The following is a 15,371-nucleotide window of genomic DNA, read 5'->3' on the forward strand; positions in this document are numbered from 1 at the left end:
GGGCTCCTATTTAAAAGTTAATATCTGCATCCTTAAGAAGGGGGTGCTTCTTGTCTTTATCAGAAAGAATAGGTTTCGATGTCGGCCAATCTATCCCAAGTGCGGGATCATTCCAAAGTATGCCGCGATCATGTTCCGGAGAGTAATACTCGTCCACTTTGTAAATGACTTCAGTATTTGGTTTTAACGTGCAAAATCCATGGGCAAATCCTGCGGGAACTAGAAGTTGCCTTTTATTCTCACTACTCAATTCAATTCCATACCACTTTCCATATGTAGTAGAGTTTTGGCGGATATCCACAACTACATCAAATATTGCACCAGCAACCACTCTCACCAACTTAGTTTGAGCTTTGGGGGTTAACTGATAGTGAAGACCTCTTATCACTCCTTCGGAAACAGAAAGAGAGTGATTATCCTGAACAAAAATATAATCATTCCCTGAACTTACAAGAATATCTTTTCTATAACTCTCCATAAAGAAACCACGATCATCTTCAAAAACCTTTGGAGAAAGAATTAGAACACCTTCTAAGCTAGTATGTTTAATTTCCATAGCACACCCTCCTCTCAGAGCTTCAGCTTACCGAACTCATCTCCAAAAACAAGATCCTTGGCTAATTCATTAGCTTTTACAAGAGAAGCGTGGGTCCCTGCATCGGTCCACCATCCTTGTAATACATCGAAAGTCAGCTCTTCTTTTAAAATATATGCATTGTTCACGTCAGTAACTTCTAACTCACCACGCCCTGATGGTTTTAATGTCTTTACGATATCAAAAACATGTCTGTCGTACATGTAGATACCAGTAACTGCGTATCCACTCTTTGGAGCTTTAGGTTTTTCTTCAATGGATACAATTTTATCTCCATCAAGTTCGGGTACTCCATATCTCTGAGGATCATGCACTTCTTGAATTAAGATTTTAGCTCCGGTTCCTTGCTTTTTGAAATTTTGAACATACTCCGAAATTCCATCACTAAACACATTATCTCCAAGAATAACTACCATCTGGTCATTACCAACAAAATGTTCAGCTAATCCGAGTGCTTCAGCTATCCCTCCAGCCTCGTCTTGAACCTTATACGTAAAAGTGACCCCCATCTCTCTTCCGCTTCCCAGAAGATTAACGACATCGCCCATGTGTTCTTTACCTGTTACAATTAAAATATCAGTAATATCAGCTTCTTTAAGTTTATAAACCGAATGAAAAATCATCGGATATTTACCAACTGGAAGAAGATGCTTGTTTGTAACTTTTGTTAATGGGTAGAGTCTGGAACCGGTTCCACCTGCTAAGATAATTCCTTTCATGAGTCACCTCCGCAAATTTTTTTTCTTAAATTGCTTTATTTTTGATAATAACTTTACTTAAGACAAAAGTAAGCGGAACACTGATTACAATAAGTGGGGCAATCCTCTTATTAATAATTAAAGTATCAACAAATAAATACAAGAATAATTCACTTAATAAGAATTGTACCAAATACACAAGTGGGAACTTAAACATTTTTCTAATCGAATTTTTTCTTTAAATTCATAGCACCAGCACCAATAAAAAGGACCCTTAAGAATTCCTTATTTAAGAATCTCATCAATAATTTAAGAAGGTCTATTCTTGCAGAACCCCCATGTTTCAAAGCATTTGATATAAATACAGATTTCTCAATGCTTTTTTTATATTATTTCCTAAATTTATCTAATAGTATGTTACTCAACCTCTAACCTCCCTATTATAATAATTTAATTAGTGGGAATAAATTTGATATCATATACTATCAAATCTTTATCCACAGTTTTATTCAACCCGTCAATGAAAAATCTAAGTGATGCATTATTCATGTTAGAACTATTTGAGATAAAAGTATAAGAAAAATCTTGAACTACATCTGATATTTTAACATTATTATATTGCGGTAATTCATCAGGGAATAAATCAGTATTCAATTGGTTAAATCCAGATGCTTTGTATGATATTGTATATTTTTTATTTTGTTCTAATTTCATATTTTCAGTCTCAAAAAAGACAGTTCCCGTGCCATTTGCACCTTTTTTAATTTTAAATCCTGATTTATCATCAATTTGAATTGCTTCAACAAAATCTTTGTTAATATTCTTAAATGTTAATTTAGTTTCTTCTTTGTTAGGATTTAATTGAGTTAAGGCTGCTTGTAAAAACCCTTCTTTTAACTTTGGAATATTTTGTTCGTTCATTTCAATGATAATAACATCACTATTGAATACATCATTGTCCCAATCTGCTTTTTGAATTTCTCCAATAACGCTACCGCTCGGATTTTTATCAATAAATTGAATATGAGTATGAAAATAAAAATATAAATCTAACTTACTAAAGACATGTGATGAGTGAAGAGTGTTAATAAACTGTTCCGAGAAGCTTCCGCCTTCAATGAATATTTTAGGAACAAACTTTACTGCTGGCTCAGATTCAGTAATGATTGGTTTTGGAGATTTGTAATTAACATGTGGTTTCCAAACATTTAATAAATCAGCAAGGTCTCGATCTGTTCCAATAGGAGGAGTTTCTTCAATTTTCTTGAGATCGATATTAACCATATCTTTTCCAGATATTTCTTCCATTTTTTGAATTGCTTCTTTAGTAGTATAATAAGCAGCTAAATAGTTCCAGTGGGTCCCTCCGATCGGAAACATATTATATTTCCCACTTAATTTATTATCTGAAGATATTTTGTGACCATCAATATAATTAATTCCATATTTATTCAAAAGAGGGATGATTAAATCATAATTTCGAACTTTATTTGTTTGTAATTGCTTTAATCTATCAGGTATATTTTCAGGATATATGGCAGCTTTACTGGGAGTAATTAATAACATAAAATATTTGTTTTGCTTCTTCAAAATATCTTGTAATTCTTTCATTTCTTTAACTTTAGTTTCTAATAAGTCAGATCCTAATGGGGGAATAAAATTTAAATATTCACTAGTATAACTTCCCTCATACAAGTATCCTTTTTTCCCAACTAATATATTACTATTGGCTGGCGTTTGATTAAAAAAACTATAATTTATTTGGTTATTAGTTTTTAAAATGTAATTCTTTAGTCCGAAGTTCTGACTAAACCATTTATCAAATAATTGTTGATATTCCCCCGTTTTAATGCTATCAAAACTGAATTTGGGTTTTAACACCAAATTCTCTACCCCGTTTAATTTAAGATTTGGAATAAACTTTATTTTATGTGTCATTTGTATTAATGGCAGCGAAACGCCTACTATTAAAATACTTACAAATAGAAATCTATAATAAAATTGTTTCATGGAATCCTCCAAAATATATAATAATTAATTTATTTCAGATTAGAATCTAAAATAAATGAAAGGACTATAAGAAGACGAAACGCATTTCACTATAGAAATACTTAACAAAAATAGAATAGTGATAATTTGAATCCATTCAATATTAAAATATTTAGCCAATTTCATTTTAAAGTTTTCGTATTTTCTAGTTGCTGGAATAAAAGATAAAAATAAACCTAGGCAAATAAAGAAAATAATTGAATTACTAATATATAAATTTTGAATTGGTGTARAATGCCCTATATTTAATACATTGAACATTGACTTCAAATAATTTAAAGCCTGATCAAGGTTATTAGCTCTGAAGAATACCCAAGCTATGAGTACAATAATGAACGTAATGAAAATATTCAATGTTTTAGATAGATGTCTAGATTGTTTTAACCAGAATAATTTATCAAATACTATAAACATTCCATGAATCATACCCCAAATAACAAAATTCCAACTTGCTCCATGCCAAAGTCCCGAAATCACAAAAACTATCCACAGATTAAAATAATTTCTAATCTTTGATACTCGGTTTCCCCCCAGAGGAATATAAATATAATCTTTCATCCAACTTGAAAGAGAAATATGCCATCTTCTCCAAAATTCGGTTATATTTTGTGAAATATAAGGCATTCTGAAGTTTTCTGATACTTTAAACCCCATTATTCTACTCAGTCCTATGGCCATATCAGCGTAACCAGAGAAGTCGAAATATATCTGTAATGCATAGCATACGATCCCTATCCATGAGTAAAAGAAACCTATCTCTCCTGATGCAACYCCAAAAACATTATCAGCTACAATTGCGACATTATCAGCTATCCAAACTTTTTTAAATAAGCCTAATGAAAAGCGATAAGATCCATACAATATATCTTCAAAGGAAGTTTTTCTATAAGTGATTTGTTCAGATATATCTTGATATTTAATAATTGGGCCAGCAATTGACATCGGAAATAATAAGATATATATAAAATAATCAGTCATTTTGCTTGTTGGCTTTTTTTGTACCCTATAGACATCAACAATATAACTTATTTTATGAAAAACTATAAACGAAATACCAATAGGTAGAACGATTTTAGTCCACGAAACAGGAGCAATATTAAAAGTAGAAAATATTAAATTAATATTTTCCACGAAAAAATTAGTATATTTAAAGTATACTAACAAACCTATATTACCGATTAAAGCAAGAAGCAAATAGAACTTTGCTATAGATCTATTGTTTATATTTTTATGGATCACATTAGATAAATGCCAGTCTATTAGTAAAGAAAATAATAAAACTAGTAGAAAAGTTGGACCTCCCCAAGCATAAAACAGGGTACTCCCTAAAAGTATCACAAAATTTTTATAACTTGGCACTGCTAGTAAATAGATTAAAAAGAATATTGGAACAAAACCAAAAATAAATATAGATGAAGAGAAAACCACAGAAACTCCCCCGCAAAATTAAATGTACTATATTTTTTATTATTTGATATTTTTATTCTTCTTCAAATCACTCTCAACCATCATTATTACTAATTGTTCAAAACTCACTTCCGGTGTCCAATTAAGTACTTTCTTGGCCTTACTACAATCACCAATTAGCAGATCCACTTCTGCAGGTCTTACAAATTTAGGATCAATCACTACATAATCACGCCAATTCAAACCAACATGATTGAAGGCTGTTTCTACAAATTCAAGTACAGTGTGAGTTTCTCCAGTTGAAATCACAAAATCTTCTGGAGAATCTTGTTGCAGCATAAGCCACATTGCTTTTACGTAATCTCCCGCAAATCCCCAGTCTCTCTTTGAGTCCATGTTACCTAGTCGCAGCTCTGTCTGAAGACCTAGTTTGATACGCGCTACTGCATCAGTTATTTTTCTTGTAACGAATTCAATACCTCTCCGCGGTGATTCATGATTAAACAATATACCCGAACTAGCAAACATATCATAGCTTTCACGATAATTTACAGTTATCCAATGGCCATATACTTTAGCTACGCCATATGGACTCCTAGGATAGAAACCAGTTGTTTCTTTCTGCGGAGTTTCTAGTACTTTACCGAACATTTCGCTGCTTGAAGCTTGATAAAACTTAGCGTCTAGTTTAGTTAATCTTACAGCATCAAGTAAATTTACTACGCCCATTGCTGTAATTTGCCCTGTTAGAACAGGTTGCGCCCATGAAGAACCTACAAACGATTGCGCAGCTAAGTTATAAACCTCATCCGGTTGTGATTTTTCGACTGCTTTTATTAAAGAATGTGAATCAAGTAGATCTCCGTCAATAAATTCAATTTCATTTTTAATAGCCTCAATATTCTCCATGATAGGAACACTCGTTCTACGACGTAAGCCGTAAACGTTGTACCCCTTTTGAAGCAATAATTCGGCCAAATAAGACCCATCTTGTCCAGTAATTCCTGTAATTAAAGCGTTTTTCGTCATTTTCTATTTCTCCTTTTATAAATACTTTTCTAATTTTTTATCTCTTAATTCTTTTAATAATAATTTAACTTCTTGTGCTTTATCTTTGGTACAAATTAATGTTACATCGTCTGTATTGATAATTATCAAGTCTTCAATTCCAAGAGTTGCTATCAACTTATCTCCACTTTCAATAATGCATCCTTTAGTATCTACAGCTAATATATTTCCATTCACAAAGTTACTATTCTCATCCAATTCATTAATTCTTTCGAGCGCATTCCAACTTCCAACATCATCCCATCCAAAATTGCAGGGTATTACATAGATGTTTTCAACTTTCTCCATAATGCCATAGTCAATAGACTGATCAGGCATTTTTGCAAATACACGATGAATTGAATCATGAAAACTTTGATTAAGGATGGAAATTTTTATTATTTCAAGAATCTCGTGGATATCAGGAAGATGTAAAGAAAATAACTCGCGAATTAGACTAGTCTTCCAAATAAATATACCGCTATTCCAATAATAATTACCTTCCTTTAAATAGTTTTCTGCAATCTCTATTTTAGGTTTTTCTGTGAATTTGTTTACATTATAGACTTGCATATTATTTATCTCAAAAAAATCACTAGATGATTCAATGTAACCATAACCCGTTTCTGGATATGTCGGGTTAATACCCAGAGTTACTAAATGATGTCCTTTACTTGCAACTTCAGCAGCTGTTTCTAAAATCTGAACAAACCCTTGCTCATCGGTAATAATATGGTCTGAAGGAAGTACTATCATAGTAGTATCTGGGAATCGTTCTTCAATTATTACTGCAGCTAATCCTATACAAGGCGCTGTGTTTTTACCTACAGGTTCAATGATAATATTTTCTTTAGGAAGATCCGGAACCTGAACACTTATAAGCTCAGCATAAATTTCGTTAGTAACCACAAAAATATGCGATACATCAAGGATTAATTTTAATCTTTGGATTACTTGCTGTATCATTGTTTTATTTCCTGAGATATTTAAAAATTGTTTTGGCAATTTCGTTCTACTTTTCGGCCAAAATCTTTCACCTTTACCGCCTGCTAAGATAACTGCTACTAATTCCACAAATTCCCCTCCTGAAAATATGAAACCGTTTAAGGTTTCATATCTTTTAATATCTGCTTTTTGGCAGATTCAATTGAGAAATTTTCATGGATATACTTTTGTGATTTTCTCGAGATATCTGACCAAATTTGTTCATTCTCATATAATGCTGTGAACGCACTGACAAATTCAATCTCACTATCAACAATTTGTATATATTCCTCAACACCATTTAAGCCTTCCGCTCCAATTGGTGTTGTAATCAATGGAACTTGATTAAACATGGCCTCGAGAACCTTCCCTTTGATTCCAGCACCAAACCTTAAAGGAACGATAACAACTTTCACTTTATTGTAATACTCTAAAAGCTCATTATCTGAAACATATCCAATTATATGTATATGCTCAGATTGAAGATTTTTTATTTCTTCAGTTGGATTAGAACCAACAACATAAAAATTTAACCCAGGATATTCCGTCAAAAGTTGCGGAAAAATATTATTCACGAACCATATTACACCGTCCTGATTCGGTTTATGACCGAATCCGCCAACAAAAAGTATTCCTTCTCTTTGCTGAAACTTATTACAATCAGCTCCGAATTGGTCTTCATCATAAATATACAAAGGGATATTTCTTATTGGTTTATTAAGTTGTTCTTTTTGAAGCACTGACTCTTCATATGTTCCAACTACATGAAGAACATCGGATTTCGAGAATAATTCAAACTCTATTTTTCTCCAATACTCCGACATTTTTTTCAATTCTTCATCTTTTGTTAATTCATAATTTCTCATTTCTCTAATATAATGTAAATCTGTTCCAAAGAAAAAAACTTTAGCATTTGATTGTTTTTTTATAGCATCGATATACTTTATTGAAATGTGTGGTCTTATTAAATACGCATAATCAATATATCTACCATTACTTTTTATCCAGTCAAAGATATGCTTTTGATACCACGTACCATATAATACTTCAATTCCCATCTGTTCCAGTATTGAGGTATAAGGTTCATGCTTATAGAAATTATCCCCAACAAATATCACATGGAATCCCATCTGTCTAAACAGCTTTAAATAGAGATAGACGCATCGTCCACCAGCATCTTTATCAAAATGAGGCACATAATGATCAATTACAAGAATTGTTTTCTTATTTTTGCTTCGATCACGAGCGTGAAATACATTCTCCGCATTTGGAAAATGCTCTACTTCTAATACATTTTCCCATTTTTCCAGAAATCTTTCTTTATTTACTACTTGATGTGCTTTAATACCGGTTGATGTATTCACCCCGTGAGATATTCCTTCGAAATGAACAACTATTGAATTCGGCTCTAATACAACTAAATAACCATGCTTTCTTACTTCAAATGCTAAATCTGCATCCTCATAATATGCTGGTACATATCGTTCATCGAAACCACCTATTTGTCTCCACAAACTTTCACGGATCATTATTGCTGCACCAGAAATAAAGTCAACTTCTTTAACATAGTTATATTCCGGCTTACTCGGGTCATCTAATCTTCCGTAATTCCATCCGCTCGCATCATTCCAAATAATCCCTCCAGCTTCCTGAAGTCTACCATCTGGATAAATCAATTTGGAACCAACCATCCCTATTTTACTATTGTTTTCGACTAAATCCACCAAACATTTCAACCAATTCTCTTGTACATTCGTATCATTGTTTAAAAAGAAGATATATTTCCCTCTTGCCTGTTTAGCTGCGTTGTTGCAATTAAGCAAAAAGCCTCTGTTAATGCCATCTCGAACGACATGAACATTTTCAATATAGTCTGAAATACGAGTTGTTTCATCGTTCGACATATCGTCGGCAATTATGATTTCATATGGGATTTGTTCTGTATTTAATAAAATAGATTTTAAACAGGAATAGGAATAATCCCACTGATTGTAGACTGGAATAACGATCGAAACCAGTGGGATCTCGAACCGAGGAAACACAATCTTCTCTTTAACTAGATTTGGATCAACTAATTTAATCTCAAGTTGGCTTACTTCCTTATGTCGATCCATAAAATGATCAATTCGACTTTCAATATTTCCAATATTTTCTGTATTTAAATAATATCGCAATTTTTTCAAATTATTTTTATTTAAGCTTTTTAGCATCTTGCGTGGTTCTCTAATAGATTTAGACACCAATTTAGCTACTAATCTTCTTTTACTGCTTCTTGGTATAACTTTGTCTCGCAAATGATAATATTTGGTAAGAAACTTCCACCCCGTTGAGCTCTGTATCCTCTCTAATTTTCTTTCACTTTCTAATAAAAGATTAATATGACCATCTTTATTCATTAGCTCCTGATCATGATCCTTCATAATCTTCAGATCAGCGTTGACCCTTTTTACAATCTCATCCAAATTCATATTTTGAATTCCATATTCTTTTCCGACACTTCTGAGGATCTCATCACAATCATTCGATTTCTTTTCAATCTCTTGTTTTAGCAAGCGATTCTCATCTTGTGTAGTAATAACTAACTTATGTAGCTCTGCCTGCTTCACATCCAGATATTTGATGTGTTTATTTCTTTCATCTACTTCATCCTGCAAGGATAGGATCCTATTCACCATTTCATTGTACTTGTTAGCAAACAGAACTGAGGATCCGATCTGTAAATTACCTATTACCTCATTACTACAAATCGCAATAAAATATGTTCCTTCAAGGTTAGCTTTTTCTGTATCTAACTTCACTTGCCGCGTATACTCTCTATCAGAAAAATCAGTAATAACGGACGTCACTTCATTTTTCTGATGAAAAATTTCTATAAATTCAAAATAACTTCCTAGAAAATCTCTGTACTCTTCTTTGTAAAATTCCTTAACATGGAACGGATTCTGATAATTACGGATATCAGAGTACATATGCTTATTTGGGGTTGAAATTATTAATAAGCCATCTTCTTTCAGCACTCTTTTAATTTCTTCCAGGAATGATTTTTGTAACTCTTCATTAACGTGTTCAATTGTTTCAAATGATACCACAATATCTATAGAATGATTTTCAAACGGCAAATTTTCAATAGAAGCTACTTGATATGAAAGATTTTCATTTATATAGGTACTTCTGGCATGATCTATCGCTTCACTACTGATATCTATGCCGATTACTCTGGCTGCGGTTTCCGATATAATGGATGCCCCATATCCCTCACCGCAAGCGGCATCCAGCACCCTTTTACCTTTAACAAGTTCTGTAATTGCGTAATATCGTTGAAGATGTTCGATTCTTATTTGTAATTCTGATAGATGGGGTACAAACCGCTCACCTGTAAATTCCATGTATGTCTCTCCTCAATCTAAAGAGTAAAATTTCACATTATTCATAATAAAAAAACCGCTTAGTTGGTGATACTGTACAGGCATTACTTGAATAATTAACGCATCATGTACCCAACTATGCTGTGTATGATCTTCTTGAGTACCGGATGCTATTGCAGGAGATATGGAATACTGCCCAATGTTCAAAGGAGGAAACTCGAATTCAAAACAAAATCCATAGTACGCATCTTGTAGCATGTCAATTACAGGTTCCTCTAGGACGAAACTATTGGATTGCATTAAAACATTGCCCAATTTATCTTTCAACGAAAAACCAATAATTGGATTCTCGATTTCCGTATTTGATTTAATTTTAATATATATTTTAACGGACTGTCCTGGCTCTACAATCGAGATTTTCTGGTCAGTCAGTACATCGAACAGTGAGATTCCCTCGATTCTTGCTTCATTATCCCCTAGTACATCTAAGCTCTCATGAATATTATCAATTTGATCAATCTTTTCATTCATTGGCATTGTTGATTCATCCGTACTAATAATTGTAGACTTGGTTAGATTTGATCCTAGCATGAAGGCTTGATACTTCTTTGCTAACTCTTTTGGCAAACCATCGTCAATCATTTCGCCTTCATTAATCCAAATAGCTCTATTGCAATATTTATTAACCACAGATAAATCATGCGATACAAATAAAATAGTTTTTGTGTCCTTAAACTCGTCTATTTTACGGAAACATTTTTGTTGAAACCTCATGTCTCCTACACTTAAAGCCTCATCTATAATTAAGATCTCGGGGTCAATATTAATGGCTACAGAAAATGCCAACCTAACAAACATTCCACTGGAGTATATCTTCACAGGCTGATTTATAAAAGTTCCAATATCGGCAAAAGACAAAATATTATCCAATCGCTGATCCATTTCTGCTTTAGTATAGCCCATTATTGTTCCGTTCATATAAATGTTTTCAATACCTGTTAATTCTGGATTAAAACCAGCACCGAGCTCCAAGAGGGCCGAAATTTTCCCATTCACCGTGATGTTACCTGCAGTTGGATTCAATACGCCAGTTATCATTTTGAGTAGGGTTGATTTGCCCGAGCCATTCTTCCCTATAATCCCTAAGGTTTCACCTTTTCTCACTTCAAATGAAACATTCTTCACTGCATGAAAATCGCGATGATACTTCCTATTGAATGGATTCAATGACTCTATAAGACGATCGATCGGCTTGTCATACAGCTTATAAATTTTACTTAAATTAGTTGCTTGAATGGCTAATTCATTCATCAATTCTATTCTCCTTATAAAACATCTGCGAAATGAGGTCTGAGTTTCTTAAATAATATCCTACCCACGACTAACACAATCACCGTAATCAGCCAAAAATTAATAGTTTGAAACTCGTGTTGCCAAAACCACTTGTGGTAAATAAATGTTTCTCTGTAACCTTCTACGATGTAGTACATTGGATTTATTTTGTAAAGGAAAATAAATTTATTAGGAATAATGCTTAAAGAGTAAAATATCGGTGTTAACCAGAATCCAAACTGCATAACCATTGAAATAATTTGTCCAACATCTTTAAAAAATACTGTAAGCGAAGATGTTATCCATGATAGCCCCATAAGCAGAAGAATCATTGCACCTAAATAATAAGGAATTTGTAAAAGATAAATCGTTGGCCCGTAGCCATATAATACGAACATAATAAACAAGAAAATCAAAAAGAACATATGTACGAAAAGCGCAGAGTAAATTTTAACAACAGGTAGAATACTAACGCGGAAAACAACTTTTTTTACCAAATAACTGCTTTCCGTAATGGCATATACGCTTGTTTGCATGCTTTCAGCAAAGAAATTCCATGCTATCATGGCTGTTGAAAGCCATAATATAAAAGGGAAATTATCGACAGGAGTCGACTTAAAACCTACTTGGAAAACAAACCATAAGAGTAATATATTAATTGTCGGCTGAATAAAGGCCCATGTAATCCCTAAATATGATCCAATATTTTTCTTTTTAAAATCGTTTTTAGCAAGTACCCAAATGAGCTTTTGATTAAATAGCAATTCTCGCAATGTTGTAAACCGTGACTTTTTCACTATTTGCAAACTCCTTTGAATAAAATAATCTCATTATTGACTAAAATGCACATAAACATTTTATCAAAACAAGGACTTGATCACTACTCACTTAACAAAATATGACATTTATGGAAATGTTGATGCTGGAGTAATATCGATAGCAGCATTCATTTCTCCTAACATAAAGGACAGAAAAGCTGTTCGGAAAATGTTCTCCGAGGGAGAGTTTGTTGAGGTTTACGTAAAATGTTCAATTGAAGAATGTGAAAGACGAGATCCAAAGGCTTGTATAATTTAGCTCACACAAAGCAAATAAAGGAATTCACAGGTGTAACTGCCCTCTACGAAGCCTAAGATAACCCAGATTTAGTCATTGAAACTGATAAGCAAACCATTGAATTTTCTGTCGAACAGCTAGTGCATTTTATATCAGCATGGTTATTTACAATTCAAAAAGCCTCAGGTTTATTAATACGCAGGAGGCATCCTATTAAAACTATATTTGGAAACCCTCTTCCAGTATGCTAAAATAAAGTCGAACTTTAGCGAAGAAGGAGACTATCCGGAATGAGTGCAAGTAAGAATGCCTACGCGGCTTCGCGTGCAAAATCGAATGGAAAGATAACGACTGATAAGAGCTCTGTTATTTTTTGGGTATTGGCCGTGTTTACAGGCTTATTTATGTTTTGGGCACCTTTTCAAAGGGCGTTGTTTAATGGCGGTACAGTTGAGTTTGAGAGAAGTATTTACTCCGCTTCGGTGTGGTCCTCCATCATTTTATTGCTTGTTGCGATCCTAGCGTTTTTTGTATTTAAGCTTCAAGAAAAGAAAGATCTCCTTACAATTCTGGTCTTCATGATGCCTCTAACTTATGTTATTTCTTTGTCGAATTCTGCGTCGCATTATTTGGCAACAAATATGGTTTACATCCAAATGCTGTATGCAACCTTCTTCATTTTAGGTGTATTTCTGACAAAAAACAAGCTTGGCGCGTCGATTGTTGCCCGTTTATTCATGATTTCGGGGTATTTTGTCGTTTTGTTTGGACTGTTGTACTGGTTAGGTAACAAAACTTTTGCCGGTCACCTTGTCGGATGGTTTGCACTTATGGATGGAACGGATGCAAATGTATACCGTGATGCCGTCATGACAGATTCCAACGGCTTACGGTTAACATCGGTCTTCCAATATGCGAACACCTATGCAGCATTTTTAATTTCACTAACACTTAGTTCCTTATTCTTCATCATTAAATCTCGGAAATGGTACGTGGTTCTCACTCACGCATTCTTACTGATTCCAACGATTGTTTCATTCTGGCTGACGCTATCACGTGGTGCCATTGTGGTAATCCCAGTGGTATTCCTCATCATGATGTTCTTCTTCAAAATGAGCCGGCAGATCTTAGCGCTCGTCCAACTGGGACTAGCTTTCGGGACTTCCCTTATTATTTTAGAGAAAGTAACGGATATTGGCATTGGACTACAGAAACAACCTAGCGCTTCGGAATCTTGGCATGGATGGTGGATTCTACTACTAGCTTCCTTAGTTTTCGCTGGACTAGCTGTTGTTATTCAACGCTACGCTGGGCCTTGGTTGGAGCGCATTACCGCCCGTTTCGATGCCAAGAAATATGCGACTTTTATTCTCCCAGTCGCTGCTGTTGTCATTGGGGTGGTTGGTGCAGTTCTCATCCTTAGTGACACTGGATTTAAAAACATTCTTCCTGAGAATGTGAAAACGCGTGTTGAAAATATTAACTTCCAGCAGCACAGTGTTTTGGAGCGTGGTACGTTTTATAAAGATGCTGTGAAGCTTTGGTCGGACTATCCGATCATTGGTGCCGGTGGCGGTGCTTGGGCTTCCCTTTATGAGAAGTATCAAAACAATCCCTATACAAGTCGTCAGGCTCATAACTTTGCTCTACAATATTTGGTTGAAGCAGGTGCTCTTGGCTTTCTCGCCTTTATCGGATTCGTCATTGCCGTAGGTTGGTTCTATATTCGGAGCTATATCCGAAGTTCAGAGGAAAAGCGAGACCTTCACTTCCTATTTTTCATTATCATGATTTCACTTTTGGTCCACAGTATGATCGACTTTGATTTAAGCTATGTGTACTTGGGCGCGATTCTATTCCTCGCTCTTGGCGGGATGCTAAGCAACAGTTCCTCTGGTGAACTGCGGTTGAAGTCGAAGTCAGCTGTCATCCACAAGCTTTTCCCTGCAAGTATCGGGGTGCTTTCTCTTGTTATGTTCTTTATTTCCGCTCAGCTTCTCTCTGCCAATGGTTCCTATAAACAAGCAATTGAAGTTGTTAAAACGAGCAAAGATTACAATCAGATCGTATCGCCGCTTGACAAAGCGCTTTCTCTACATCCTGCTCATCCAGACTATTTATTAACAGGACAGGTTAGTAGAATTGGGATTCTCCTTAGTGTTTACAATCAAACGCTGAAGGAAAACCCGAATGATCCTAAGAAGAGTGATCCGTTCTTCAATCAAGCCCAGGACCTTATGGATCAGCTTTTGAAAAAAGAGCCCCATAACCGCGTCGTAGCTATGCAACATCTAAATATGCTCCTCATGAAAGGGGAGCAGCAGAAAGCTCTAGATTGGTCGAACGCTCAAATGACTAACTATCCTTGGTATATGGATATGTATGAGAAGAGCATTTCACTAAATATTGAACTTGCTAGTCAAGCAAATGCAAAGGGTAACACACAAGAGTTCAATACTAGACTTGACAATGCACTTGCCACGTATAACGAGGTACTCGCTCGTATTGACTCATTGAAAAACCTACCGAAAGAGCAAGCCCAAGGCCGTGAATTTGCGGTCACACCGAACATGGCTTTGAATGTTGGGCAAATCAGCTACATGCGTGGTGATTACAAAGGTGCAGCTGCACTAATTCAGCCGCGTATAACCGATAATATGGATGACCAAGTGAACCGTGTCTTGATACGCTGGTATCTGGCTACTTTGCAAAAGCAGGGCTCCAAGGATCAAGCGCTTATGGACAAGCTGATCGCGAAAGATCCAGCTGAGAAGCAAAATATTGATGCGATTATTGCGACTAATTTTCCTGTGAAATAGAGAAGGTGCCACAGCGATG

At 34.6% G+C, this 15,371-nt stretch carries 11 protein-coding genes and 1 pseudogene; 2 read left to right on the forward strand and 10 right to left on the reverse strand.

The features are described 5' to 3' along the window. Positions 1 to 10 precede the first annotated feature (10 nt). The 10 genes from rfbC to AC1DVJ_RS01630 all read right to left on the reverse strand — a co-directional run bounded on the left by rfbC (position 11) and on the right by AC1DVJ_RS01630 (position 12,274). A complete protein-coding gene (gene rfbC, locus AC1DVJ_RS01585) occupies positions 11 to 556 on the reverse strand; it encodes a dTDP-4-dehydrorhamnose 3,5-epimerase (RefSeq protein WP_477587823.1) in 546 nt (181 codons plus the stop codon). Between the two features lie 14 nt (positions 557 to 570). Beyond that, a complete protein-coding gene (locus AC1DVJ_RS01590; RefSeq protein ID WP_477587825.1) occupies positions 571 to 1,314 on the reverse strand; it encodes a sugar phosphate nucleotidyltransferase in 744 nt (247 codons plus the stop codon). Positions 1,315 to 1,339: 25 nt separating this feature from the next. Continuing rightward, complete coding sequence (locus AC1DVJ_RS01595; RefSeq protein ID WP_477587826.1) at positions 1,340 to 1,510, reverse strand: hypothetical protein; 171 nt, start codon at positions 1,508 to 1,510, stop codon at positions 1,340 to 1,342. 233 nt (positions 1,511 to 1,743) lie between these two features. After that, positions 1,744 to 3,303 carry an alginate O-acetyltransferase AlgX-related protein gene (locus AC1DVJ_RS01600; protein ID WP_477587828.1) on the reverse strand — a complete coding sequence of 520 codons (1,560 nt, stop codon included), beginning with the start codon at positions 3,301 to 3,303 and terminating at the stop codon, positions 1,744 to 1,746. A gap of 39 nt (positions 3,304 to 3,342) precedes the next feature. Beyond that, positions 3,343 to 4,770 carry an MBOAT family O-acyltransferase gene (locus tag AC1DVJ_RS01605; protein WP_477587829.1) on the reverse strand — a complete coding sequence of 476 codons (1,428 nt, stop codon included), beginning with the start codon at positions 4,768 to 4,770 and terminating at the stop codon, positions 3,343 to 3,345. Between the two features lie 39 nt (positions 4,771 to 4,809). Next, positions 4,810 to 5,778 carry a GDP-mannose 4,6-dehydratase gene (gmd, locus tag AC1DVJ_RS01610; RefSeq protein WP_477587830.1) on the reverse strand — a complete coding sequence of 323 codons (969 nt, stop codon included), beginning with the start codon at positions 5,776 to 5,778 and terminating at the stop codon, positions 4,810 to 4,812. 15 nt (positions 5,779 to 5,793) lie between these two features. Continuing rightward, positions 5,794 to 6,870 carry a mannose-1-phosphate guanylyltransferase gene (locus AC1DVJ_RS01615; RefSeq protein ID WP_477587832.1) on the reverse strand — a complete coding sequence of 359 codons (1,077 nt, stop codon included), beginning with the start codon at positions 6,868 to 6,870 and terminating at the stop codon, positions 5,794 to 5,796. 29 nt (positions 6,871 to 6,899) lie between these two features. Continuing rightward, on the reverse strand, positions 6,900 to 10,166 hold the full coding sequence (locus tag AC1DVJ_RS01620; RefSeq protein WP_477587833.1) for a glycosyltransferase: 3,267 nt from the start codon (positions 10,164 to 10,166) through the stop codon (positions 6,900 to 6,902). A gap of 12 nt (positions 10,167 to 10,178) precedes the next feature. Further along, a complete protein-coding gene (locus AC1DVJ_RS01625) occupies positions 10,179 to 11,456 on the reverse strand; it encodes an ABC transporter ATP-binding protein (RefSeq protein ID WP_477587835.1) in 1,278 nt (425 codons plus the stop codon). Between the two features lie 14 nt (positions 11,457 to 11,470). Continuing rightward, entirely contained in the window at positions 11,471 to 12,274 is an 804-nt protein-coding gene (locus AC1DVJ_RS01630; RefSeq protein ID WP_477587836.1) for an ABC transporter permease, read from the reverse strand. Between the two features lie 76 nt (positions 12,275 to 12,350). On the opposite strand from AC1DVJ_RS01630, the pseudogene AC1DVJ_RS01635 reads away from it, so the two are divergent. Then, positions 12,351 to 12,610, forward strand: a pseudogene (locus tag AC1DVJ_RS01635) (adenylyl-sulfate kinase). A gap of 213 nt (positions 12,611 to 12,823) precedes the next feature. After that, the gene (locus AC1DVJ_RS01640) at positions 12,824 to 15,352 is read left to right on the forward strand and encodes an O-antigen ligase family protein (protein ID WP_477587837.1); all 2,529 of its coding nucleotides are present in this window, start codon (positions 12,824 to 12,826) and stop codon (positions 15,350 to 15,352) included. The last annotated feature ends 19 nt before the right edge of the window (positions 15,353 to 15,371 follow it).

This window comes from Paenibacillus sp. P4_A9, assembly GCF_056402415.1.

Coding starts and splice junctions, on each gene's coding strand:
- AC1DVJ_RS01620 (WP_477587833.1), bottom strand. CDS start 10,166: ATGGAATTTACAGGTGAGCGGTTTGTACCCCATCTATCAGAATTACAA.
- AC1DVJ_RS01595 (WP_477587826.1), bottom strand. CDS start 1,510: ATGTTTAAGTTCCCACTTGTGTATTTGGTACAATTCTTATTAAGTGAA.
- AC1DVJ_RS01600 (WP_477587828.1), bottom strand. CDS start 3,303: ATGAAACAATTTTATTATAGATTTCTATTTGTAAGTATTTTAATAGTA.
- rfbC (WP_477587823.1), bottom strand. CDS start 556: ATGGAAATTAAACATACTAGCTTAGAAGGTGTTCTAATTCTTTCTCCA.
- gmd (WP_477587830.1), bottom strand. CDS start 5,778: ATGACGAAAAACGCTTTAATTACAGGAATTACTGGACAAGATGGGTCT.
- AC1DVJ_RS01590 (WP_477587825.1), bottom strand. CDS start 1,314: ATGAAAGGAATTATCTTAGCAGGTGGAACCGGTTCCAGACTCTACCCA.
- AC1DVJ_RS01625 (WP_477587835.1), bottom strand. CDS start 11,456: ATGAATGAATTAGCCATTCAAGCAACTAATTTAAGTAAAATTTATAAG.
- AC1DVJ_RS01640 (WP_477587837.1), top strand. CDS start 12,824: ATGAGTGCAAGTAAGAATGCCTACGCGGCTTCGCGTGCAAAATCGAAT.